The 23,470-nt window shown below is 63.5% G+C and carries 23 protein-coding genes; 12 read left to right on the top strand and 11 right to left on the bottom strand.

Annotation, left to right across the window (positions count from 1 at the left end; translation table 11 throughout):
* Positions 1-151: 151 nt before the first annotated feature.
* Positions 152-937 (top strand): FRG domain-containing protein, encoded by a 786-nt coding sequence (locus PAQ31011_RS02220; protein ID WP_150574278.1) that lies wholly within the window; start codon positions 152-154, stop codon positions 935-937.
* A 47-nt stretch (positions 938-984) separates the two neighbouring features.
* Here PAQ31011_RS02220 and PAQ31011_RS02225 read toward each other — a convergent pair whose 3' ends face one another.
* Positions 985-2,358, bottom strand: a complete 1,374-nt coding sequence (locus PAQ31011_RS02225) for a GGDEF domain-containing protein (protein ID WP_174989878.1) — start codon at positions 2,356-2,358, stop codon at positions 985-987.
* 181 nt (positions 2,359-2,539) lie between these two features.
* On the bottom strand, positions 2,540-2,788 hold the full coding sequence (locus tag PAQ31011_RS02230; RefSeq protein ID WP_150574280.1) for a hypothetical protein: 249 nt from the start codon (positions 2,786-2,788) through the stop codon (positions 2,540-2,542).
* Between the two features lie 353 nt (positions 2,789-3,141).
* Between PAQ31011_RS02230 and PAQ31011_RS02235 the strand changes: the two genes are divergently transcribed.
* The 3 genes from PAQ31011_RS02235 (at position 3,142) to dapA (ending at position 6,558) form a co-directional block, all read left to right on the top strand.
* On the top strand, positions 3,142-4,674 hold the full coding sequence (locus tag PAQ31011_RS02235) for an amidase (protein WP_150574281.1): 1,533 nt from the start codon (positions 3,142-3,144) through the stop codon (positions 4,672-4,674).
* A gap of 83 nt (positions 4,675-4,757) precedes the next feature.
* Positions 4,758-5,228, top strand: a complete 471-nt coding sequence (locus tag PAQ31011_RS02240) for a VOC family protein (protein ID WP_039398153.1) — start codon at positions 4,758-4,760, stop codon at positions 5,226-5,228.
* A 349-nt stretch (positions 5,229-5,577) separates the two neighbouring features.
* On the top strand, positions 5,578-6,558 hold the full coding sequence (gene dapA, locus PAQ31011_RS02245; protein WP_150574282.1) for a 4-hydroxy-tetrahydrodipicolinate synthase: 981 nt from the start codon (positions 5,578-5,580) through the stop codon (positions 6,556-6,558).
* Between the two features lie 25 nt (positions 6,559-6,583).
* Here the strand turns inward: dapA and PAQ31011_RS26840 are convergent, their stop codons facing one another.
* Complete coding sequence (locus PAQ31011_RS26840; RefSeq protein ID WP_150574283.1) at positions 6,584-8,221, bottom strand: methyl-accepting chemotaxis protein; 1,638 nt, start codon at positions 8,219-8,221, stop codon at positions 6,584-6,586.
* 333 nt (positions 8,222-8,554) lie between these two features.
* Entirely contained in the window at positions 8,555-9,097 is a 543-nt protein-coding gene (locus PAQ31011_RS02255) for a DMT family transporter (protein ID WP_150574284.1), read from the bottom strand.
* Between the two features lie 97 nt (positions 9,098-9,194).
* Here PAQ31011_RS02255 and PAQ31011_RS02260 point away from each other — a divergent pair, with 97 nt between their 5' ends.
* Positions 9,195-10,094 carry a LysR family transcriptional regulator gene (locus PAQ31011_RS02260; protein ID WP_150574862.1) on the top strand — a complete coding sequence of 300 codons (900 nt, stop codon included), beginning with the start codon at positions 9,195-9,197 and terminating at the stop codon, positions 10,092-10,094.
* Positions 10,095-10,123: 29 nt separating this feature from the next.
* Here the strand turns inward: PAQ31011_RS02260 and PAQ31011_RS02265 are convergent, their stop codons facing one another.
* Both PAQ31011_RS02265 and PAQ31011_RS02270 read right to left on the bottom strand, forming a co-directional pair.
* Positions 10,124-10,801, bottom strand: coding sequence for an HD domain-containing protein (locus tag PAQ31011_RS02265; RefSeq protein ID WP_150574285.1), 678 nt, complete (start codon positions 10,799-10,801; stop codon positions 10,124-10,126).
* Between the two features lie 68 nt (positions 10,802-10,869).
* Positions 10,870-11,655 (bottom strand): IclR family transcriptional regulator, encoded by a 786-nt coding sequence (locus tag PAQ31011_RS02270; protein ID WP_150574286.1) that lies wholly within the window; start codon positions 11,653-11,655, stop codon positions 10,870-10,872.
* Positions 11,656-11,783: 128 nt separating this feature from the next.
* Between PAQ31011_RS02270 and PAQ31011_RS02275 the strand changes: the two genes are divergently transcribed.
* The gene (locus PAQ31011_RS02275; RefSeq protein WP_425495074.1) at positions 11,784-13,127 is read left to right on the top strand and encodes an MFS transporter; all 1,344 of its coding nucleotides are present in this window, start codon (positions 11,784-11,786) and stop codon (positions 13,125-13,127) included.
* 4 nt (positions 13,128-13,131) lie between these two features.
* The gene (locus PAQ31011_RS02280) at positions 13,132-13,578 is read left to right on the top strand and encodes a type II 3-dehydroquinate dehydratase (RefSeq protein ID WP_150574287.1); all 447 of its coding nucleotides are present in this window, start codon (positions 13,132-13,134) and stop codon (positions 13,576-13,578) included.
* 2 nt (positions 13,579-13,580) lie between these two features.
* Here the strand turns inward: PAQ31011_RS02280 and PAQ31011_RS02285 are convergent, their stop codons facing one another.
* Complete coding sequence (locus PAQ31011_RS02285) at positions 13,581-14,165, bottom strand: TetR/AcrR family transcriptional regulator (protein ID WP_150574288.1); 585 nt, start codon at positions 14,163-14,165, stop codon at positions 13,581-13,583.
* Positions 14,166-14,322: 157 nt separating this feature from the next.
* Here PAQ31011_RS02285 and PAQ31011_RS02290 point away from each other — a divergent pair, with 157 nt between their 5' ends.
* Complete coding sequence (locus tag PAQ31011_RS02290; RefSeq protein ID WP_217424829.1) at positions 14,323-15,552, top strand: epoxide hydrolase family protein; 1,230 nt, start codon at positions 14,323-14,325, stop codon at positions 15,550-15,552.
* A gap of 33 nt (positions 15,553-15,585) precedes the next feature.
* Here PAQ31011_RS02290 and PAQ31011_RS02295 read toward each other — a convergent pair whose 3' ends face one another.
* Positions 15,586-16,500: a LysR family transcriptional regulator gene (locus PAQ31011_RS02295; protein ID WP_246179297.1), complete on the bottom strand. Its 915-nt coding sequence runs from the start codon at positions 16,498-16,500 to the stop codon at positions 15,586-15,588.
* Positions 16,501-16,630: 130 nt separating this feature from the next.
* On the opposite strand from PAQ31011_RS02295, the gene PAQ31011_RS02300 reads away from it, so the two are divergent.
* Positions 16,631-17,485, top strand: coding sequence for an NAD(P)H-binding protein (locus PAQ31011_RS02300; RefSeq protein WP_150574290.1), 855 nt, complete (start codon positions 16,631-16,633; stop codon positions 17,483-17,485).
* 51 nt (positions 17,486-17,536) lie between these two features.
* Complete coding sequence (locus PAQ31011_RS02305; RefSeq protein ID WP_150574291.1) at positions 17,537-18,901, top strand: DUF2252 family protein; 1,365 nt, start codon at positions 17,537-17,539, stop codon at positions 18,899-18,901.
* Between the two features lie 27 nt (positions 18,902-18,928).
* Here PAQ31011_RS02305 and PAQ31011_RS02310 read toward each other — a convergent pair whose 3' ends face one another.
* Positions 18,929-19,393, bottom strand: coding sequence for a nuclear transport factor 2 family protein (locus PAQ31011_RS02310; protein WP_150808821.1), 465 nt, complete (start codon positions 19,391-19,393; stop codon positions 18,929-18,931).
* Between the two features lie 119 nt (positions 19,394-19,512).
* Entirely contained in the window at positions 19,513-20,184 is a 672-nt protein-coding gene (locus tag PAQ31011_RS02315) for a glutathione S-transferase (protein ID WP_150574293.1), read from the bottom strand.
* Between the two features lie 111 nt (positions 20,185-20,295).
* Here PAQ31011_RS02315 and PAQ31011_RS02320 point away from each other — a divergent pair, with 111 nt between their 5' ends.
* Positions 20,296-21,225 (top strand): LysR family transcriptional regulator, encoded by a 930-nt coding sequence (locus tag PAQ31011_RS02320; protein WP_150574294.1) that lies wholly within the window; start codon positions 20,296-20,298, stop codon positions 21,223-21,225.
* A gap of 172 nt (positions 21,226-21,397) precedes the next feature.
* On the top strand, positions 21,398-22,600 hold the full coding sequence (locus tag PAQ31011_RS02325) for a YbfB/YjiJ family MFS transporter (RefSeq protein WP_150574295.1): 1,203 nt from the start codon (positions 21,398-21,400) through the stop codon (positions 22,598-22,600).
* Positions 22,601-22,604: 4 nt separating this feature from the next.
* Here the strand turns inward: PAQ31011_RS02325 and PAQ31011_RS02330 are convergent, their stop codons facing one another.
* Positions 22,605-23,459 carry an MBL fold metallo-hydrolase gene (locus PAQ31011_RS02330; RefSeq protein WP_150574296.1) on the bottom strand — a complete coding sequence of 285 codons (855 nt, stop codon included), beginning with the start codon at positions 23,457-23,459 and terminating at the stop codon, positions 22,605-22,607.
* Positions 23,460-23,470: the final 11 nt, after the last annotated feature.

The raw sequence follows: 23,470 nt of genomic DNA on the forward strand, positions 1-23,470 counted from the left end.
TGCGCGAACGGCCCCTTCGCGCTTGAGCTGTCACGGACGCCGTACTATAGTGGCCGACGCCATGTCGCACTCGCTGCGCCTTGGCGTCCTCACAAAAATCGCATGGCGGCACAGGGCACCGTGGCACGCCGACTCAAGGATTTCGCCCACTATGGACACCACCGTCGTCGAAAGCTGGAAGGATTTCATGGAGCTGTCCTCCCGCTTCGAAGGCTGGGCGTTTCGCGGGCAGCAAGACGCTCGCTGGCATCTGCAAAGTTCGCTGTCCCGCTACCTGCACGCCTACGTGTCGGACAAGGAACAGTGGCGCAGCCGCGAGGCCCGCGCAATTCGCATCTTTCGTCGCAAAGCGCACAACCATGTGCCCTGGCCCGAACTGCTGCACGACGATCTGCGCTGCCTTGGGCTGATGCAGCACCATGGCGCACCCACCCGTCTGCTCGATTTCACCAAGTCGCCGTTCGTCGCGGCGTTTTTCGCCCTGGAACGCGCAACGTCCGACTCCGCGATCTTTGCGCTGAACACCCCCGCGCTGTACGACGACCGCGCACGCCCGCGCCATGCGCCGTGGCTCACGCGCGATACGATCGACCCGCGCGTCAAGGGCAATATGGAGAAGTACTTCCTCGGCAACGACAACGAGGTGGTCTGGTTCGGCGAGCCGGAGGAAATGGATGGCCGCCTGATTGCGCAGTCAGGCACGTTCGTCGTGCCGGGCGTGATCGACCGGCCGATGCATCGCATTCTGGACGGCTACGAGAGCGACGAACCGCTGCTGCGCAAGATCGTGCTGCCGGTCGCGCTGCGCGCCGACGCCATGAAATGGCTCTACCGGATGAACGTGACGAACGCGTCGCTGTTTCCGGACCTCGACGGTCTCGCGCGCTCGATTGCCGTCGAAATCGAAATGGTCTGGCCGACGCAGACGTTGGGATAACACTGGGGGCATGCAGGCGACGCGGCACAACGAGGTTCAGTGCGGCGTCACATCAGCCGTTCGAGAAAACTGGCGCCACCTGACTTGCGCGCTGCCTTGTTGGCGTACATGCGCTGATCGGCCACGCGGATCAGTTCGCTCATCGACTCGCCATCGTCAGGGAACACGGCCACGCCCACGCTCACCCGCACCGTCAGGCTCGCATCGTTGACCGAGATCGCCCGTTCGATCTCCGCGCGTAGCCGGTTCACGGCGAAGTCGATGCGCTCGACGATCTCGGCGTCCTGCACGATAGCGACGAACTCATCGCCCGAATGGCGCGCCACAAAGCCGCAGTCGGTCACTCCGGCCTTCATGCGGCGTCCGATCTCCTTGAGCAGCAAATCGCCGGTCGCGTGCCCGAGGCTGTCGTTCACGTCCTTGAATCCATCGATATCGGCAAAGAGCAGCGCCAGCTTGCCGTTGGTGCGCTGCGCGCGGCGTACCGCTTCGCTGGCGAATTCGCCGAACGTGCGGCGGTTCGGCAGTCCGGTCAGCTCGTCGAACCGCGCCGCCTTGTAGAGATCGTCGATGAGCTGCTTGCGCTCGATGGCCAACGCCGTCTGATCGCAGACGAACGCCAGCAGCCGCTGTGCCGCTTCCGCCTGCAACGCCTTCACGGGACCGTAAATCATGAGCGTGCCGACGGCGCGGCGCGCCGTATGCATGGGCAATACGGCCAGCGCGTGCCGTGCGGCTTCGACGCCGTCGTGCAATGCGTCCAGTGAGAGCGGTTCCGTGCGCACGTGCACGGCGTCCGTCGTGGGGTCGGTATCGGGCACCGTCTCGATCAATTGCCAGAGCGGTTCCTGCGCATTGGTCGCGTGCGTCGAGAGCGATTCTGCCTGCGTCCAGTCGAGCAGCGGGACCTCCGTACTGTCGCGGTACTGATATGCCTTGTCCCACACGCGCAGCTCGGCGTCGCAAGTCGCGACGACGATAGCGTCGATGGGAAACAACGTGCCGAGCGTGTCGTGGACGGCCTTGCAGAGGGAGCGGATGTCGGCGGCGTCGTGAGCCGCTTCGGAGATCGAGTAGGTGGCGCGCTGTAAGGCTTCGGCCCGCTTGCGGGCCGAGACGTCGCGGGCGACGCCGATACGCATGCCGTGCTCTTCGGACCAGCGCGCCGACCACATGATGTGGACGTAATGGCCGTCCTTGTGGATGTAACGGTTTTCGAACCCGATCCGCGGGCGTCCCGCCATGACCAGCTTCGATTCTTCGATGGTCCTGTCGCGGTCTTCTTTCGCCACGAAATCGATCATCGAGCGCCCCATCAACTCTTGCGAGCTATAGCCGAGAATAGCTTCGCAGGCCGGACTCACATACACGAGAGTTCCGGACCGATTGACGAGAAATACGGCGTCCAGCAGCAACTCCATGCAACTTGCCAGGACGTCTTTTGTTACGAATTCCATTTATTTCGAACGGCCATGAAGCGCCCTGCCCGCATAAGGCAATCTCAACATGTGAATATTTCATCACCATGACAACGCAAGACTTGCGATTGCCTTCCTGCGACGGTCATTGCCCGGACCGGCCGGCCGGGCTGACCGAATTCGCTTAAAAAATCAATTGTTTGACCCAACGCGGCGTGACGACATCGGCCGCGCATTCCGCCTGCACCCTGTTGCATGCCGCCGCGTACTCGGTGCGCAGCAGCTTGATTCTTGCCGCCACCAGATGACGGAATTCCAACTCCCGTTCGCTGAAGCCCACCCGGTCGACGTATCGCGTGCCGTCCGGTAAAGCGCCTCGAATTTCGTAATAAATTACCCCGTCGCGCGAATACTTCACTACTTTGGCTGCCATCTTGTCCCGATTCTTATTCGTTATTGCCCGCCCTTCTTCCCCCCGATATTTTTGACTGCCCGGGTTTCGGTGATTGTCACTTGGACTTTTCAAATAAGCAACCGGCAAAACAGACCCGTGGCGCCCGCGCGACGGGGCTTTCCGGGCGACGGAGGTCACCAGTTACCCCACGGTCCATCGATTGATATCGACGCGATGACCCCGAGAATTCATCAATTATTTTTATTCTCTTAACTACATCGGAATACGAATTAAGTACCCTGCGAAGATCAACGACTCACCACCGATAGCTGTTCTGCGTTGCGATATAGTGATCGCTCGATGCCTTCGCAGGACATTCAGGAGAACGATTCATGGTCGACCGACGTGATTTTCTTCGGATTTCCGGGCACCTTGCCGGGGCCACCGCAGGTGCCACACTCCTCGCAGGCACGCCGGTGCGCGCCCATGCGGCGACGGACCCGGCCTACCTCAGCGCGACCGATCTGATCGCGCAATTTCGGCGAGGGAGCCTCTCGCCGCTCGACGTCCTCGACGCACAAATCCGCCGCATCGAGGCACTCGACAGCAAGGTGAACTGCATCACCGTCCGGCATTTCGAAGACGCTCGCGCCGCTGCCCATGAGGCCGCCGCGCGCTATCGGCGCGGCAATCCCCGGCCACTCGAAGGCGTGACCATCGCGGTCAAGGACGAATATGCCGTCAACGGCTGGCGCACGACGATGGGCTCGACCCTGCTCAAGGACGCGCCACCCGCATTGGATGACGGCCCGGTTGCCGAACGCCTTCGCGCGGCAGGCGCGATCTTCCACATTCAGACCACCGTGCCCGAGTTCTACGTGTGGATGACGACGGCGACGAAGCTGTGGGGCACCACGCGCAACCCGTGGAATCTCGCCTACACGCCGGGTGGCTCGTCCGGTGGGTCGGGGGCCGCACTGGCCGCCGGATTCACGACACTCGCACTCGGCTCCGACATGGGCGGCTCGATCCGTATCCCGGCGTCCCAATGCGGTCTGTACGGCTTCAAGCCCCCCTTTGGCCGCGTGCCGACGAGCGAAGTGCCGTATGAAGCCGAGGGACCGCTCGCCCGAACGTTCGACGACATGAATCTGCTCACCGACGCGATGGTCGGCCCGCATCCGCTCATTCATAGCTCGTTGCGTCCGCGTCTGCGCTATCCGTCGCGGTATGAAGGCGTGTCGGGTTGGAAAGTCGCCTACGACCCCGCCACGCATCTGACGCCGCTCGACCCTGCCGTCACCCGCGCGATGGAACAGGCCATCGCCACGCTGCGCCGCCTCGGCGTGACGGTCGAGACGGTGGACATCGGATTCAGTGCCGACGACATGGAGACCTACCTGATCGGCCTGATGTCGTCTAGCATGGGAGGCATGATGACGGAGGCGATGCAGCACCCGGATCAGCTCATGCCCTACACCCGCATGATGTTCGAACGGATGCGGGGCAAGACCGGGCCACAAGCGCTGGTGCGAGCGGAGGAATTGCTCAACGAGTACCAGCGCCGCGTGCAGGAGACTGTGTTTCTGAAGGGCTATCGCGCGCTCATCATGCCGACGCTGGGCACACCGCTCATCCCTGCCGAACACGGTCTTCAACCGGGGACCGACGCGGTCAAGATCGGCGGCCAGCCAAGCACCGGCCTGAAGTTTGTGATGACGTGGGTATGGAATCTGCTAGGCCTGTATCCGGTGGTCTCTGCGCCCGCCGGTATCGGTCCGGGCAACGTCCCGATAGGCATGCAGATCGTGTCCAACACGCTAGACGACCTCACGGCTTTCCAGCTGGCGGCGGCGTACTCACGCGCGGCACCGTCGCTCTACACCGGCCGTGGGATGCCCGACTTCCGCAACGAACCGGTGTAGTAACCTGACTCACCTTCGCCCGCTTTTTAGCCCGCTTTTTTAGCCCGCTTCTTCGCGTTGGCGAATCACGACAGGAGACATTCATGACGAAGCTCGTCACATGTGTTTGGTTCAACGGCGAGGCCCGCCAGGCCGCCGAATTCTACGCAGCGACCTTTCCCGACAGTCACGTTCAGGCACGCCACGTCTCGCCCATTCCGGGCATTGGCGCAGGGCAGGAACTGACGGTCGAGTTCACCGTGCTGGGCCAGCCGTTCGTCGGCCTGAATGGTGGTCCTGAGTTCAAGCCGAACGAGGCAATCAGCTTCATGGTCGTCACAAAGGATCAGGAGGAGACCGACCGCTACTGGAACGCCATCATTGGCAACGGCGGCGCCGAATCGGCTTGCGGCTGGTGCAAGGACCGCTGGGGATTCTCGTGGCAGATCACCCCGAAGCGGCTGCTCGACCTCATGGCCGATCCCGACGTCGCCAAAGCGCGCCGTGCGATGGAAGCGATGATGACCATGCACAAGATCGATATCGCCACGCTCGATCGCGCCGCAGCAGGCTGATTTGCTTGACGTCCCACGCGCATTGCGTATAGAGTCACCGCATGACGAATTCCGCCACCCACCGCTCGCAGGCTTTGCGCGTTGTCCTTTCGGGACAACGGGGTGCGTTCGTCAAAAGCAAAAAACAGTCGCTCAACTGACCGGAGCGTGCTGTTCCGTCAGTTGAGCGACGGAATAGCCACGTGGACCGGCAGTCCCGCCCAGCGCCCAGTGCGCGCCTGCAATACCTGCACCGCCCCGCATCACCGGCCAATCTGCCCCGAACACGCGTCAAATCTTGCGTCGCCCTGCTGAACGGTTTCCGTACAAGGTCACCCCACGTTCATCGCATTCGTATCAGGGAGACACCATGCAAGACACGCAATCGCCTAACGCCGCCGCCCAGCCGGCCTCGCTTTGCGCACCGTCCGGGTTCCGAGGAATCTGGCTGCCGCTCATCACGCCGTTCAAGCGCGAAGGCGCACACACGCCTGTTGATCACACCGCACTGCGACGGCTCGTCGCGCACTATCGTCACTCGGGGATTGCGGGCTTCGTGATCTGCGGCACGACCGGCGAAGCGGCCGCGTTGGAAGACAACGAACAAATTTCCGTGCTCGAGACCGTATTGGCCGAAGCCGATGGGATGCCGGTTATCGCTGGGCTCGCAGGGAATCACCTCGGGCATACGCTCACGCGCATGGACGCCCTGAACGCGCTGCCGCTTGCGGGCGTGCTGACGCCTGCGCCGTATTACATCCGCCCGTCGCAGGCGGGGCTCGTCGACTGGTTCCACGCGCTGGCCGACCGTTCGGCCGCGCCGCTGGTGCTCTACGACATTCCGTATCGCACAGGGGCCACGCTCACCTTGGAGACATTGCTCACGCTGGCCGGTCACGCCAATATTCGTGGCATCAAGGACTGCGGCGGCAACGCGCACACAACGCAGGCGCTGATCGCCGACGGGCGTCTATCTGTGCTCGCCGGTGAAGATCATCAACTGTTGTCGACGCTCTCGATGGGCGGTCATGGGGCAATCATTGCGTCGTCGCATTGCCGTCCGGCCCATTTCGCGGCGCTTTATCGTGCCGTACGCGCGCAACAGCTCGACGTCGCACGTGTGCTCTTTCATGCGCTCATGCCGGTTGTGAAGTTGCTGTTTGCCGAAGCGAACCCCGGCCCGGTGAAGGCGTGGCTCGCGCGCGAAGGCTGGTTGGAAGACGTGCTGCGCGCACCGATGACGAGTGCGTCGCCGGCGCTTGCGCAGCAGTTGGTGGAGGCTGTCGCCGCCATCGACACCGCGTTCGGTGCGAAGGCGGCTGATGGCGCGACGGTCGCCGTCGCCGCTTGACGAGAAGACGGCGGTGCGCGCGTCGTCAGGCGACGGCGCGCAGATGCCTGTCGTCCGGGACTGCGAGTCGCGGCGTCGTCGACGCCTGGCGATACGCAGCTTCGCCGCGTGCGCCGACACCGCTATCCACGCGGAACTTCGACGTCTCGCTCACAAGGTCGGCGGCCTGCTGGCGCATATGCTCGGCGGCCGCCGCAGCCTCTTCGACGAGCGCAGCGTTCTGCTGCGTCACCTGATCCATCTGGGCGACGGCCTGATTGACCTGTTCGATACCGCGCGCCTGCTCGTCGCTCGCCGCGGCGATTTCCGTGATGAGTTCACTCACACGACGCACGGACACCACGATCTGATCCATGGTGCGACCGGCGACTTCCACACGCGTCGAACCATCTTGTACCTGCTGAACGGATGCTGCGATCAGCTCACGAATGTCCTTGGCCGTGCCCGCCGAGCGCTGCGCGAGTGTGCGCACTTCACCAGCCACAACGGCGAATCCGCGACCTTGCTCGCCCGCACGCGCCGCTTCCACCGCCGCATTGAGCGCAAGAATGTTGGTTTGGAAAGCAATGCCTTCAATAGCGGTGATCATCTCGCTCATGCGGGCCGAGGCGCTGGCCATGGCCTGCATCGTTTCCACGACGGCACGCACGCTGTGCGCCCCGGCATCGGCCACGCCCGACGCCTCTTGCGACAGACGCTTCGCCTCGACAGCATGCTCGACGTTCTGACGCACGGTCGACGTCAGCTCTTCCATCGATGCCGCCGTCTCCTCAAGCGACGCGGCTTGCTCTTCCGTACGCTGCGACAAATCCGTGTTGCCCTGCGCGATCTCGCGCGCTGCGGTGTCGATGGCGCCCGATGCACCCTGAATGTTGCGCACCAGATGACTCAGTTGTGCGATGGCCGTATCCAACGCGTTGGCCATCTCGCCAATTTCGTCGCGGCTTTCCACTTGCACGCGATGCGTCAGATCGCCGTTAGCGAGCGCCGAAGCGCCCTCCGAGACGGCGCGCACAGGACGCGTCACCGAGCGTGCGATCGCCACACCGGCCACCACGGACAACGTCACCGACAGCAACAACGTGGCGAACAGCCACACGCGTGCGGACAGATAGGCGTCGTTTGCATCGGCGGCTTCCTTCGCACTGACCGCCTTGCCGACGCCCATCAGGTCGTCGAGCGGCGAGAAGAACGCCAGTTGTGCCGTCTGGAGACTGCCCAGCAGTTGCGCCTTCGCGCCGGCATAGTCGCCGTTGTGCACGAGCGTTTTGAACGTATCGAGCTGCTTGCCGTACTCCGCGCTGGCCTGTGTGAGCGTCTGATAGAGCGCCTTGCCCTTCTCCGTGTAGAACATCGTCGCCATGCCGTCGATGCTCTTCAGGTTCGCCTGACGCAACTCGTCGATCTTCTTCAGACGCGCCTCGAGCTGCGACGCATCTTCGGACATCGCGATGTCGCGCAGCAGCACAGCCACATAGGCCGCGCGATCCTTCAGGTTATGGAATTCGAGAATCTTGTTGTTCAGGTCGGACACGATGAGCTGCGTGTTCGTGTCCATCGTCGCCATCTTCGTCACGGCGACGACCGCCACGACCAACAGCATGAGAACGTTGAGGGAAAAGGCGGCGGCGAGCCGTTTGCTGATACTCAGATTCTTGAACATCGGTGGTTGTGCGATTCGTCCTGGGGGCTTGTTTTCAACCTGCCGTCGGCACGCGCGGCAGGTCACTGTCTCTCTCGTACCTCAGAGGTACCGCTTTCGGTACCTCTGACGAGACTTAACGAGTGCTTTTGACGAAACTTGAGCCTTGCATCGACAAATTCGCGCGAGGCCCCGCAAACGCCCGCCAGACAAGGCGTTCCACCGGTGGAAACATGCAGCGGAATGGGGGCAGACACCGCTAATTGCGTATCCATCACATATATCAAGCCACCTGACTACATCGACGTTGAATGCAATGCCGAACGGGTGACGACGATGCGGGTGGTGCGTCCCTCAGGAAACGACAGACTTCGCCGCGACCGACCCTGCCGAACCGGCCGACGCGGTCGACGCAGCACGCGTTCCCCATTGCACGACGAGCATGCCGAGGACAATGAGCGCGACACCTGCAATGCGCGCGAGATTGACCGGCTTGGTGGCAAGTCCCATCAGCCCGAAGTGGTCGATGACCAGCGACGCGACAACCTGCCCCGCGACCACACAGACGATGAAGTTCGCCGCCCCCAGACGCGGCGTGAGCACCAGCGCCGCCGTGATGTAGGCGACGCCGGCAATGCCGCCGATCCAGAGCCACCACGGCCCGCGCGCGGCGGTGCCGATGTCCGGCAAGCCGGCCCGCATACCGATCAGCACGGGGAGCACCACAATGAGGCTGACGAGCAACGACGCCACCGTCGCCCACAGCGGGTGCCCGAGCGCACGCCCGAGCGCCGCATTACTGCCAGCCTGAAACGGAACGACAGCGCCCGCCAGCATCGCGATGACGAGCGGCAGCAGGACTGTCGCGGGGATTTGGGGGGTTAGGGATGCATTCATGAGGTGACCTCTCTATTCGTAAATTTCGCTTGCCTTCAGCATGAATCATCCATTTCAATAATGGAAATTCGAATTGGTCACACAAACTATTCGTGAAATGGATGATCTGCGTCGAATCGACCTCAATCTGTTGCTGACGCTGCATGCCTTGCTGGCAGAGCGTCATGTGTCGCGCGCGGCGCTGCGGCTGCATCGCAGTCAGCCGGCAGTAAGCCATGCGCTCGCGCAGTTGCGCGGCATCTTCGACGACCCGCTGCTGGTACGGCGCGACGGTGGCCTCGCACTGACTTCGCGAGCGCTGGAACTGCAACGTCCGCTCGAAGACGCACTCGATCAGTTGCAAGGACTGTTGCACGCACCGGCATTCGATCCTCGCCGGGCGAAGCGGACGTTTCGTATCGCGCTATCCGATTACGGCTCGCGCGTCTCGCTGCCGCAACTGACGCGTCGCGTGCGCGAGCAGGCACCGGGCATCGATCTCGCCGCCACACAGGCGAGCCGCGAAGCGATGCTCACCCAGCTACTCGACGGTGAAATCGATTTGGCGTTGGGTGTGTTTCACGAGTTTCCGGGAGAATTGGAGACGCAGACGCTGTTCAAAGAAGCGTTTGTCTGTCTGGCGGATCGCGCAACGTTGCCTGCGCGTGGCGCCCTGACGATGGAGGCCTGGCTGGCCCGTCCGCATGTGCTGGTCGCGATGCGTCCGGGGGCGGACAACGAAATCGATCAGGCGCTAGGGGAACTGGGACACACGCGGCGCGTCGCTGTTACGTTGCCGCACTGGAGCATCGCGCCGGAGCTGATTGCGGGGACGGATCTGATTCTGACGGTCGCGCAAACGGCCGTCGCGCATCTGCGCCACGACCGTCAGTTGCGACGCTTCGCCGCGCCGTTTGCGATCCCGCCATTTCTGTTTCAGGCGGTATGGCACGCCCGACGCGACGTCGACCCCGCGCACCGATGGCTGCGCGAGCAGATCGCGGAGATCTGTCGCTAGATTCGGCCGCTAGATTCCGACGCCAGCGGTCAGTTGTCTTCGAGGAAGCCGCTGTCGATAGCGTCGGCGATCATCCGGTCGGCGAGTTGGCCGAGCGCGGGAGATGCGTCGCCGATCACATGCATCAGCTTGCGCACCTGCGACGCCTTGATCGAGCGCTCGCTCCAGACACGACCGTGCGTGTGATAGCTGTGAAGCAACGGCTGAAGCCGGTCCATTGCGCGCGCGAACTTGGCGTCCACCGTCTCGCGCGCTTCGAACTCCTCCCACAACGCACGATACGATTTCGCCTGATCCGAGGGCAGCAGATTGAAGATGCGGTCGGCCGCGGCCTGCTCGCGTTCGTGCTGATCCTGAGCTGCCACAGCGTCGTACGCATACGTGTCGCCTGCGTCGATCTCGACCAGATCGTGAATCAGCAGCATCAGCATGACGCGGGCAATCTGCGTGCCCTGCGGCGCATACTCGGCCAGCACCGTCGCCATCAACGCCATTTCCCAGCTGTGCTCGGCATCGTTCTCGAAACGCTTGCCGGTGATCAGCAACGTGTTGCGCCAGGTCTCTTTGAGCGCATCCACTTCGCGCATGAACAACAACTGCTCCTTGAGACGCGCGGGCACCTCAATTCTGCTGAAATCGCTCGGTACGTTCACGCTCACCGCCTCCGGCCCCGCGTGCGCTACATCGTGTTGATTGCGCTTGTCCATCTGATGCTCCATTGGGTAGCCCACGATTATCGCCGCGATTCCCGTTCACGGCGCATCAACGTGAGCGCTTATCCCTTGCCCAGCGGCGGACGGCTCGGAAAGCCCGCCATATTGCTCAGTTGCGCCAGCTCGTTGGCCGCTTCGAGCATCAGTCCCGAGAACTCGTGGATCTTCTTCGCGGTGAGCCGCACGCGGGGCCCGGCGAGACTAATGACGCCCACGCAACGCGAACCGCTCACGACCGGCACCGCCACCGCCGCCATCCTTGGTGCGAAGACTTCGTCGATCATCGCGTAACCCCGCACGCGTGCGGCATGCAGAAAACCCAGCAATGCCTTGAGCGTCGTCGGTGCGTTCGGTCCGAACTCGTTCGGCGGCCCGAAGCCTTGTTTGAGCACGAGCGATGCCGCCTGTTCGTCGGTCATCGTCATGAGCCACGCATGGCCCGTCGACGTGCACGAGAGTTGAGCCGCATGCCCCATGTCCGGATCGTAGCGAAAGCCCGTTCGCTGCCCGTCGGCGCGGCCGACCCAGATGATCGCGTCGCAGTCGACCAGCGACAAGCGCACCAGCCCGGCCGTCTGCGCGGCGAGACGCTCGATGATCGGCTGTGCGATGTCCGCAATGCCCGTCAGACTCAGGAATTCGAGTCCGTTCGACGTCATGCGCATCGTGAGGATGTAGCGGCCGTGATCGACCAGTTGCCTGACGTACCCGCTCTCGACCAGTTCGGTCAGCACGCGATGACAGGTGCTACGCGGCAGCGACAGCGCTTCGGCAATCGCGACAAGGCCTGCGCCCTCACCTTCCGACGCCAGCAAATCGAGAATTCTCAGCCCGTTCTTTAGTGACATCCGACGTCATCTTCCATAATGTGGAATGGAGTTCCGGTCTGGAACGACCTCTCCGGTGCGCGCAAACAATAGCACTTGTTCGTCGCCAGAAACGAACGTTTCAATATATCGAGAACTCAGGAGACAACATGTCAACTTTGGTGGATTCGGACCTGAACGTGGAAGCACAATCCACGCAGGCCCAATTGATGGCGCGTCGGGCGGTCGCGGGGGCGACGGTCGGCACGGCGCTCGAATGGTTCGACTTCGCGCTCTACGGTGTGGTCGCGGCCACGATCTTTCCCAAGCTATTCTTTCCGTCGCTCGACCCGACGGCGTCGCTGCTCGCTTCGCTGGCGAGCTTCTGGGCCGGACTGGCAGCACGCCCGCTCGGCGCAGTGATTTGCGGCATGCTCGGCGACCGCTGGGGACGCCGCAAGCTGATGCTGATCACCGTGTCGGTGATGGGCGCTTCGTCGTTTCTGATGGGGCTGCTACCCACGTACGCGCAAGTCGGCATCATTGCACCGACGCTGCTCGTGACGCTGCGCATCATTCAGGGCTTCGCCCTTGGCGGCGAGTCGACCGGTGCGCAACTGATGGCCGTGGAACACGCAAGCGCCGAGCGGCGCGGGTGGTATTCGGGGTTACTGGGCATCTGCTCGCCGCTGAGCCAGATCCTCGCCAACTTCTCGCTCTTCGCGCTGGCCGGTCTGCTCTCGCCGGACGCCTTCGAGTCGTGGGGATGGCGCGTGCCGTTCCTCGCCAGCTTCGTGCTCGTGCTGCTGGGGATCTACATTCGCCGCAAGGTCAGCGAGACGCCTGCGTTCGAAGCACTCAAAAAGGATGGACAGCGCGCGCGCGTGTCGAACCCGCTCGGCATCGTCTTCAAGCATCACTGGCGCACGGCGCTTCGTCTGACGCTGTTCTTCTGTGGCCCGGCTGCGCTGTTCTACCTGATCGTGGTGTTCTCGCTCAGCTACCTGACCAAACAGCTCGGCGTGCCCAAGCAAACGGGGTTCATGCTGTTGATGGTGGCGAACGTCTGCGCCATCGTGGGTGCGCTGGCAGGTGGCTATCTGAGCGACCGGATCGGACGCAAGCGCGCGCTGCTGCTCGGTTCGTTCTGTACGCTGGTCTGCTGTCTGATCTACTTCCCGATCCTGGGCCAGAACTCGCTGGCCCTGACGATGGCCGTGATGGGCGCGTTCCTCGGTTTCACGCAGTTCCAGAGCGGCATTCAGCCCGTGTGGTTCGCGGAGTCCTTCCCGACCGAAGCCCGTTACACCGGGTCCGCCCTGTCGTATTCGGGAGCCAATCTGCTGACGGGCGGACCGATGCCCATCGTCGCCGTGGCGCTCCTCAATGCCTTCCACGGTTCGCCCTGGGCCATCGTGGCGGTGTGCGGCTCACTGAACCTGCTTTCCTTCCTGATGATCGCCATCTCTCCCGAGACGAAAGGCACGCCCCTGGACCGATCATCCACTCACTGACGTCATGACCCGAAAACTCTACATCCTTAACGGCGCCAACCTGAACATGCTGGGTTTGCGAGAGCCGCAGCTCTACGGCACCACCACGCTGGCGGACATTGAACAGAACTGTCTGAAGCTGGCCGCGACGCTCGAATTCGACTGTGTGTTCCGTCAAACGAACAGCGAGAGCGAACTGGTCGACTGGATTCAGGAAGCGTTCCTTCAGGACGCTGCGTTGATCCTGAATCCGGCCGGATTTTCCTTCGGACGGATTCCAGTGCTCGATGCGGTCAAGCTACTGGTGCGACCGGTGGTGGAGTTGCACATCACCAACATTCACCGGCGCTCGGAGGAGTATCGCCATTCGACGATTTCGGTCGCGGCGACAGCGGTGATCTGCGGTGCGGGGGCGAACGGGTATCTTCTCGCCATCCGCGCGATCGACGACCTGTGGAACGCCCCGCGCTGACCTCAGAGACCGAGTCCCGTCAACAGGCCATCGATCTGGCGCACATAAGCCGGTTTGTCGTACTTGACCAGCGCCATGCGCCAGAGGCCTTGCAGGAACGTCACGAGGATCTGAGCGATGGTCTCGACGTCCAGCGTCGAAGGTAATCTGCCCAACTTGCGATCCTCTTTGAGCCGTTTCACCAGCGCCGAGCGCAACTGATGCAACCCCAGCTCGGCGCGCTCGCGTAGCTCCGGCTCGGCCAGCACCTCGTCGACTTCCATCGCCGCCAGCATGCAAAGACGCGGCGTCTGCGGGTCGTCGAGGCAGTCGAGCACGGCGGCAAAAAATGCGCGTATGCCCGATGCGGCATCCGGCGCAGCGGCGAGCGCATGCATGCGCGTGCTCACGACCTGATCCTGATAGCGCTGCAAACACAGCAGATACAGGTGCTTCTTGCTCTTGAGCGTGTTGTAGAACGAGCCCTCCCCGATCTCCATCACTTTCAGAAGATCGCGCAGCCCGGTCGCGGCGTATCCCCGTTGCCAGAACAACGTGGTCGCGCGGTCGAGCGCCTGCTCGTAGTCGAATGCGAGTTTGCGTGCCATGACGCGAAGTGTACTCCAAATGTAGCGACCGCTAAAAAACACTTGATGCGCGTGCCGTCGCATGTTTAATATTGTGGCACTCGCTACATTTTAGCGTCCATTCCCCCTTTTCGATGTCGCTCACTTCGCTGATCGACATCGGTTCATGGAGTTTTTCATGTCTGTTTTGCCGCAACTCCTGACGCTGCCCGAAGCGACCGAAGCCGTCACGCCGTTCGAAGTTCATGTGCCCGACGCCGCCATCGACGACCTGCACCGCCGTCTCGCCAGCATTCGCTGGCCCGATCGCGAACTCGTGGACGACTGGTCGCAAGGCGTTCCGCTGGCCGCCGCACAGCAACTGGTCGAGCACTGGTTGCATCGCTACGACTGGCGACGCTTCGAAGCACGACTGAACGGCTTCCCGCAATTCCGCACGCGTATCGACGGCGTTGGCATCTACTTCATCCACGCCCGCTCCCCGCACGAGAACGCCATGCCGATTTTGCTCACGCACGGATGGCCGGGATCGGTCGTGGAATTCGTCAATGTGATCGAGCGGCTGACCGACCCGGTCAAGTTCGGCGGCAAGGCGGAAGATGCTTTCCACGTCGTCGTCCCGGCGATTCCCGGCTACGGCTTCTCCGACAAACCGCGCGATCTCGGATGGAACCCGGCGCGTATCGCACGCGCCTGGGGCGTGTTGATGACGGAACGTCTCGGCTATCGACGCTGGGTCGCACAAGGCGGCGACTGGGGCTCCGCCATCACGACGGCACTCGCCGGTCAGAAGCCCGACGGACTGCTCGCCGCGCACGTGAATCTGCCGATGGTGGTGCCTGCTGAACTGCCCGAGCACCCCACCGAAGCGGAAGCCCGAGCGCTTGCAGGCATCGAATACTTCGTGACCAAAGGCACGGGTTACGCCGACCAGATGAACACGCGTCCGCAGACCATCGGCTACGCGCTGAACGACTCGCCACTGGCCCTCGCGATGTGGATGTACGAGAAGTTCTGGGACTGGACCGACAATCAGGGCAAACCGGAAGACGCGCTAAGTCTCGACCAGATGCTCGACGACATTTCCCTCTACTGGTTCACCGGCACCGGTACATCGGCATCGCGGTTGTATTGGGAAGGGGTCGGCGAGACGATCCGCAGTCACGAATTCTTCTCGCCGGGCCGCTCGGGCGGCGGCAAGATCGAGATTCCGATGGGCGCGAGCCTCTTTCCTGCGGAGACGTTCAACCCGCCGCGTCACTGGGCCGAGCAGGCGTGGGAGACGGTGTTCTACTGGAACGAAGTCGCCGCAGGCGGACACTTTGCCGCGTTCGAAGAACCTGAGCTTTTCGCGCAGGAAATGTGGCGCGCTTTCCGCTCGTTCCGAGGGCAAGTGCTGGGGCAGTAAACGATCCGACGTCGCTCGTGGCGAGGATGGCCGTTAGGTCTTCGCCGTAAGCGACGTCACAAAGTCGAGAAACGCCCGCGTCTTGGCGGGCGGATGATGACGCGACGGATGATAGGCGTAGAGTGGAAACCGCTCGTCCGGCCAGTCTGGAAACAGATCGACGAGTTGGCCGCTCTCACGCCAGCTTTCCGTGCCGAAGCCCATCACCTGCGCAACGCCGTAACCGGCCAGACAGGCGCTAAGTAGCGTACCCGCATCGTTCACGACGAGTCGCCCGTTCGTCGGCACGACCAGACGTTTGCGTTTGCGATGAAACTCCCAAGGGAACGGACGTCCTGTGCGCGGATCGCGAAACTCGATGCAGGTGTGCGCGTCCGACGCCAGTTCCTCCGGCTTGAGCGGCCGCCCACAGCGCTTCAGGTAGGCGGGGGCGGCGACCGTCAGAATCGGCGTGTCGAGCAGTTTGCGCGCGACGAGCGTCGAGTCGGGCGGCACGCCGAAACGCACCGCCAGATCGAAGCCGTCCGCAATCATGTCGCCCAGACTGTCGCGCGTGATCAGTTCGAGGTGCAACGCCGGATGTTGCGTGAGGAACGCCTCAAGACTCGGCCCGAGAATCAGACGCGAGAAGAAGGGATCGATATTCACCCGCAGACGCCCGCGCACGGCCGTGGCACCGCCGGACGCCGTCGCTGCGGCATCCTCCAGACCGGCAAGTAGCGGTGTGACCTGCGCGTAGAAGCGACGCCCTTCGTCCGTGAGCGACACCACGCGCGTCGTCCGGTCGAAAAGCCGGATGCCGAGCCGCCCCTCCAGTCGCGACACGGCGCGACTCACACCCGGTTGCGACATATCCAGCCGCTCGCCTGCGGCCGCAAAGCTGCCCGCCTCCACAATCGCCACGAACACGCTCATGCCGTTGAGCATGCGTTCATCGAATCCGGCCACGTCGCACTCTCCAGCATCGGATGCCAAATTGGCATGAATCAAATGCCATTGATGTTATCGCGAAATGCACGACATCTGTCGAGAATAGCGACCAGCGCGGTAGGGACCGCGACCTCTTCAAGGATTCGAGATGTACGCCATTACAGGAATTACCGGACAAGTCGGCGGTGTCGTCGCACAAACGCTGCTCGATCGGGGCGAGAAGGTACGCGCCGTAGTGCGCAGTGCCGCCAAGGGCGCGGCATGGCAAGCCCGGGGCTGCGACGTCGCCGTTGCCGATGTGGCCGACGCCGACGCGCTCACCCGCGCATTCACCGGTGCGCACGGGGTGTTCGTGCTGTTGCCGCCACACTTCGATCCGTCGCCCGACTTCGCCGAGTCGCGCGCCAATATCGCGGGGATCGTCAAAGCACTTCAGGCCGCCCGGCCGGCGCGCGTGGTCTGCCTGTCGACCGTCGGTGCGCAGGCCACCCAGCCCAGCCTGCTGTCTCAACTCTCGCTGCTGGAACAACACCTCGGCGCACTCGACCTGCAGGTGACGTTCCTGCGCGCGGCATGGTTTATGGAGAACGCGGCGTGGGACGTGGCACGCGCCCGCACCGACGGCGTGCTGGAGAGCTACCTGTCGCCGCTCGACCGGGCGATCCCGATGGTCGCCACCGCCGACGTCGGCACGACCGCCGCTCATTTGCTCCGCGAACCGTGGGAGAGTAAGCGCGTCGTCGAGTTGTGCGGGCCCGAACTCGTCTCGCCCGACTTGCTGGCGAAGACGCTGGGTCACGCACTCGGCCGCGACGTCGCCGCGCAAGTCATCGCCCGCGACGAATGGGAAGCCCGATTCCTTGCACAGGGCATGCGCTACCCCACGCCGCGCATGCAAATGCTCGACGGCTTCAACGAGGGTTGGATGACGTTCGAGGGCACACCGCGACGTGGCACGACGTCGCTTGCCGATGTCGTCAGGACGCTCGCCGCTTGCCACTAAGGCGACCTTGCCGCTTGCCATTGAGGCAACGTTTGCCCGACACTGGCTGCATTGCATCGCGTCCGGCCGTCTGCGTGGTCGGCGCGACGCGCCCTCAGGGAGCGTCGAATGGCGAACGGCAAGCGCGTCAAAGCTGGCAAGAACAAGCAGTGGGCCACACCGAAGGCTCGGTTGGAACGACTCACGCGTGAGCGTGATCGCAAGATGGCGCGATCACCCCATGCGTATGTGCGGGGCAGCACCGCGCGATTCTACGAATGGCTGGACGAAGCCGACGTCAATCTGCCGCAAGGCCCCGCGATCTGGATTTGCGGCGACTGTCACACCGGCAATCTCGGCCCGCTCGCGGACGCCCACGGGCACGTCGACGTGTTGATTCGCGATCTCGACCAGACCGTCATCGGCAACCCCGTGCACGATCTCATCCGCCTCGGCCTGTCGCTGGCCAGCGCCGCACGCGGTTCGGCGCTCTCCGGGCTGACCATCATCCACATGCTCGAAGCGCTCACGCATGGCTATATGGCAGCGTTTGAGCGAGGCGACGGCAAGGACGATCCGAAGCGCGGCAAATCGCGTGGCACGAAGGCCGACAAGGGGCGTGGCAAGTCGCACAACGCGAAGCGACAGGACGAGCGCCCGGAGATCGTCGATCTGATCATGCGGCGTGCGGTCAAACGCTCGTGGAAGCATCTGGCGCTGGAGCGCATCGAGGACATCCGTCCAAAGATTCCGCTGGGCAGACGCTTCTGGCCACTCAGCGCGACGGAGCAAAAGCAGATCGACGCGTTGTTTCAGCTCGACACCATCGCCAGTCTGGCCACGTCGTTGCGCGGACGCCCCAACGACGGCACCGTCGAAGTGCTCGATGCCGCCTACTGGGTAAAGGGATGCAGCTCGCTCGGGCGTCTGCGCTACGCCGTGTTGCTCGACGTGGACGGTGGCGTCGTGCAAGGCGACGACCTCTGTCTCATGGACCTGAAAGAAGGCGTGAAGGCGGCCGCACCTCGCTACGCGGGCGTTCGCATGCCGCGCGACAATGCCGAGCGTGTCGTCACCGGTGCGCGGCATCTGTCGCCGTCGCTTGGCGAGCGCATGCGCGCAGCGCGTCTGATGGATCGCTCCATCGTGATTCGCGAGCTGCTACCGCAGGACCTGAAGCTGGAGATCGACACCCTCACGCAGCACGACGCCTCCGAAGTGGCGCAGTACCTCGGCGGTGTCGTCGGTCACGCACACGCGCGGCAAATGGACGATGCCACCTGCCACGCGTGGCTAACCGACCTGCAACGCAACCGCTCGAAGACCATCGACACGCCGGTCTGGCTCTGGAACAGCGTGGTCCAGCTCACGAGCGAACACGAAGCCGCTTACCTCGAACACTGCAAACGTCTGTTCTCCGGCGACGCACCCGGCTAGCGCCGCCGCGCGCCGCCAAAGCGGCCATCAGAACATCGAATTGCCGCTGACGGTCTTCGCGGGCGTTTGCTGCGAGACGTCCCAATGCTCGACGATCTTGCCCTTCTCCAGACGGAAGATGTCGACGATGGCAATCGGCAGATCGCCGGGATGCGGCACCTTGCGCACGTGCAGGATGACGAAGTCGCCGTCGGCAAATGCACGCACGATGTCGCTGTGCGAGTCCGGCTGATTCTTGCGCAGGAAGTCGACGAACTTGCCGAATCCCTCGACACCGTCAGGCGCATTCGGATTGTGCTGAATGTACTTGTCGCCCAGATACTGACGCGCGGCAGCGAAGTCCTTGCGGTTCAGCCCCGCTTCATAGAAGGCCAGCACGGCCTGCTTGTTCGCGGCCAGTTGGGACGCGGGCACAGCAGGCGTAGCACTGCCGGATGCCCCAAGCCCTTCGGTGGCAGCCGCTGAAATCGCTGAGCCGGGTAACGGCGCCATGCCTTCGGCAGCATGGACGGACGCCGTTGCGACAAGGCAGACGGCGGCGGTGGCGAGCAACGAAGCGATCGGATTTTTCATAACGTTTGGCGGATGTGTGGTGTGACACAGGCGGGCAATCAGCTTAGCAGTTCGTAAGGACCGCCGCGCGTCAAGGCACGCTGATAGGCGTCGCGAGCATGGATACGTTCGAGGAAATCGGTAATGGCGGGCCAGCGACCTTTCGCGTCCCCACGTGCCGCAGCGGCCTCTAGCGGAAAACTCATCTGAATATCGGCCGCGCTGAAGGTGTCGCCGACGAACCATCCGGTTTTGGTCAAGGCATCGTTGACATACCCGAAATGCAGCGCCAGTTGCGGATCGACGAAACTCGATTGCAGCGTGCCGCTGATCTTGCGTGCGATGGGCCGGACGAAGAACGGCATCGGCGCGCTGGCAATGCGCCGCGCGACCAGCTTGAGCAGCAACGGCGGCATCGCGGATCCTTCGGCGTAATGCAACCAGTACGTCCAGCGCAGACGCTCAGGCGTGTCGCGCGGCGGCGCGAGACGCCCCTGCCCATAGCGGTCGGTCAGATACTCGATGATCGCGCCCGATTCGGCCAGCGTCAGATCGCCGTCGGTGATGACGGGGGATTTTCCAAGGGGATGAACGCGGCGCAGTTCCGGCGGCGCAAGCATCGTCCTGGGATCTCGTTCGTAGCGTTTCAGATCGTACGGCACCCCAAGCTCTTCAAGCATCCACAGCACGCGCTGTGAGCGGGAGTTGTTCAGGTGATGAACCGTCAGCATGGTGTCTGGCTCCGGCGGGAAATCCGCACGCCATTGTCGCCGCATTGGCCGGTTTCGGGGGTTTCGGGTACGCTTGGCCGTCTTCGCCCTCATCTATCGCTCATATCGCTCATGGACCGAATCGACGCCATGAAGGTCTTCGTCGCCACCGTCGACGAAGGCAGCCTCGCCGGCGCTGCCCGGCGTCTCGGACGCTCGGCGGCCGCCGTGAGCCGCGCCATCGCCTATCTCGAGACGCACACCGGCACCGCGCTACTCCATCGCACCACGCGCACGCTCAAGCTGAGCGCCGCCGGAGAACGGTATGCGGCCGCCTGCCGGCGCATTCTGCTCGACCTCGACGAAGCCGACGTCATCGCCGCCGGTGAGCGCTCTGCCCCGCGCGGACAACTGACCGTCTCCATGTCGCTCGCCGCGGGTGAGACGTTCATGCGCGAGATCGCCGAAGCGTTCATCGAGCGCTACCCCGACGTCGTGGTCCGTCTGCAAATGAGCGACCTGCCGGTGAACCTGATCGACGAAGGCGTCGATGTGGCGGTACGCGTGGCGCACCTGCCCGACTCGTCGCTGGTGGCGACGCAGGTGGGAGAAGTGCGACGCATCATCGCCGCTTCCCCCGAATATCTCGCCTCGCACCCGCCCATCGAGACGCCTGCCGATCTGTCGAAACATCGCATCGTTTCCATGACGTACTTCGGCATCGACTCGTGGCGCTTCCCGCCCACGGGGCGCAGCACCGTGCCGCAGATCGTGCAGTTCACGCCGCGTCTGATCGTCAACTCGATCCGGGCGGCCATCGCATCGGTCGTGGCCGGGCACGGCGTGGCGCGCATGCTTTCGTATCACATCGTCGACGAACTGGAGCGCGGGACGTTGAAGATCATCCTCCAGAACTACGAGCATCCGCCGATGCCGGTGCACGTCATCACGCCACAGGGACGGCTGGCGGTGCCCAAAGTGCGTGCGTTCGTGGACTTCGCAGTGCCGCGTCTGCGCAAGCATTTCTCGCATGCGCACAAGCTGGCGGCGGGCAAGCGTTAAGGGGTGACCGGCCCCGTTGGACGGACAAAATGCGCGCCGATTCGTACGCCGTGCGGAAGAATGACTTCCGACGCACAGCCGTTCTCTGACGCACCGCAGCAACCTACACTGACTCCATCGCCTTTGCGCGCCGCGCCGGTTGATGCGCGACGCAGCGTCCCCCGGAGTCATCATGTCCAACGCAGTCCTCGGCGGCACATCGACCGCCCCCTTCAACGCCTGGCGCGCCACGCTTTGCGCCGCCTGCGCGAGTCTCATCGGTATCGGCTTTGCCCGCTTCGCTTACACCGCCCTGCTGCCCGCGATCATCGGCGCGCACTGGTTCGCACCCTCGACGGCGGCGTATCTGGGGGCCGCGAATCTCGGCGGTTATCTCGCCGGTGCGCTGGGTGCTCGCGTGCTGTCGCGTCATGCGTCGAACGTGACGATCCTGCGCGTGATGATGCTGCTGGTCGTCGCGGCATTCTTCGCCTGTGCGTGGCCGCTCTCGTTTCTGTGGTTCTTCGCGTGGCGTTTTGTGTCGGGCTTCGCGGGCGGCGTGTTGATGGTGATTGCCGCGCCGTCCGTGCTCGCACACGTCACACCGTCGCGACGTGGCATCGTGAGCGGCGCGATCTTCGCGGGCCTTGGGTTGGGAATCGCCGCATCGGGCACGCTCGTGCCGCTGCTGCTGCGCCAGGGACTCGCGCAAACGTGGATCGGGTTGGGCGTGTTGTCGCTGGTCCTGACAGTCGTCGCATGGCGCGGCTGGCCAGCGAGTGCCCCAGCGGCAGCAGCGACGGCCGCGCATCCGAAACATCGCCCAGCCGCCCCGATCACGCTGCGCTCGCTCTACATCGAATACGCGCTGAACGCCGTAGCGCTGGTGCCGCACATGATCTTCCTGGTGGATTACGTGGCACGCGGGCTGGGCAAAGGACTCGACGCGGGCGCGAATTACTGGGTGCTGTACGGACTGGGGGCCATTGTCGGTCCGCTCTTCGTCGGGCACCTCGCCGATCGCATTGGCTTTGCGCGAGCCTTGCGGGTCGCGTACGTCGCGCAGATGTTCGCCGTGATCCTGCCCGTGCTTGGCCTCGGACTGCCTGCGCTGATCGTCTCCAGCATGGTGATGGGCGCATTCACGCCGGGCATCGTGCCGTTGGTTCTCGGCCGTGTGAACGAACTCCTCGCCCATCATCCCGCCTCGCAGAAAGGCGCGTGGAGCACCGCGACGACCAGCTTCGCCACCTTTCAGGCAGGCGCTGCGTACGGGCTGTCGTTCCTCTTCGCGGCGACGTCCGGTAACTACTCGCTGCTGTTCGTCGTGGGCGGCGTCGCCATGACGCTCGGGTTGGCGGTGAACCTCGTCGCGGCGAGGATGGCACGGGCCTGACGCATCACCTATCGGTCTCGTACGCGAGACCGTACGCGCCCTTCGCACGACGAATCCTCGCGAAGCCGGGTTCGCCCAGATGCATCCCTGCGATCAGCACGCCGTCAGCGCTGACGCTATCGAGCAACCGCGAGCGGGTTATCGCTGCGAGCGACGCATCCTGATCGAACGCAATCGTGACGTCGGGCCGCTGGATCTGGATATGCGGGAAGTGCACGATGTCGCCCCAGACGAGCAACCCCGCCTCACGCGATTCGACGAGAAAGCCGGTGTGGCCTTCCGTGTGCCCGGGCAGCGACATCGCCTGAATTCCGGGGAGCACTTCACCGCCGCTGAAGGTGCGCAGTTGTTCGCGGTAGCCGTCGAACACGCCGCGCGCGATCTGGAAGTTGCCCCGCGCCCGCTCACTGGCGCGCGCTAGATTGGCATCGTCCTGCCAAAACGCCATCTCTCGCTCGTTGACGACAAGCTCTGCGTTCGGGAACGCCCGCTGTCCATCCGACGTCATCAACCCTCCGACATGATCCGGATGTGCGTGCGTGAGCAGCACTGTGTCGATGGCATCCGGTGCGATGCCCGCATGCCGAAGATTTGCGTTCAGATGGCCACCCCATTGCTTGATGCCGCCCGCCCCGCTGTCGATGAGTACAGTGCGTCCGCCGCCTTGCACCACGTAGCAGTTGATGTGGATGACAGCGGGATCGGATTCACCGGCAGCACGCTGGATGCTGTCGGCGTCGACGGCGTCGATGTTCGACAGGAAGTCGAAACTCGCCGTGAGATAGCCGTCGCTGATGGCTGTCACGGTGAAGTCGCCGATCTGCTGGCGCGGCAGGTGCTGAACGTGGGGGAAAGACATCTTGCGACTCC

The sequence above is a fragment of the Pandoraea aquatica genome, from assembly GCF_902459565.1.
Classification (GTDB): Bacteria; Pseudomonadota; Gammaproteobacteria; order Burkholderiales; family Burkholderiaceae; genus Pandoraea; species Pandoraea aquatica.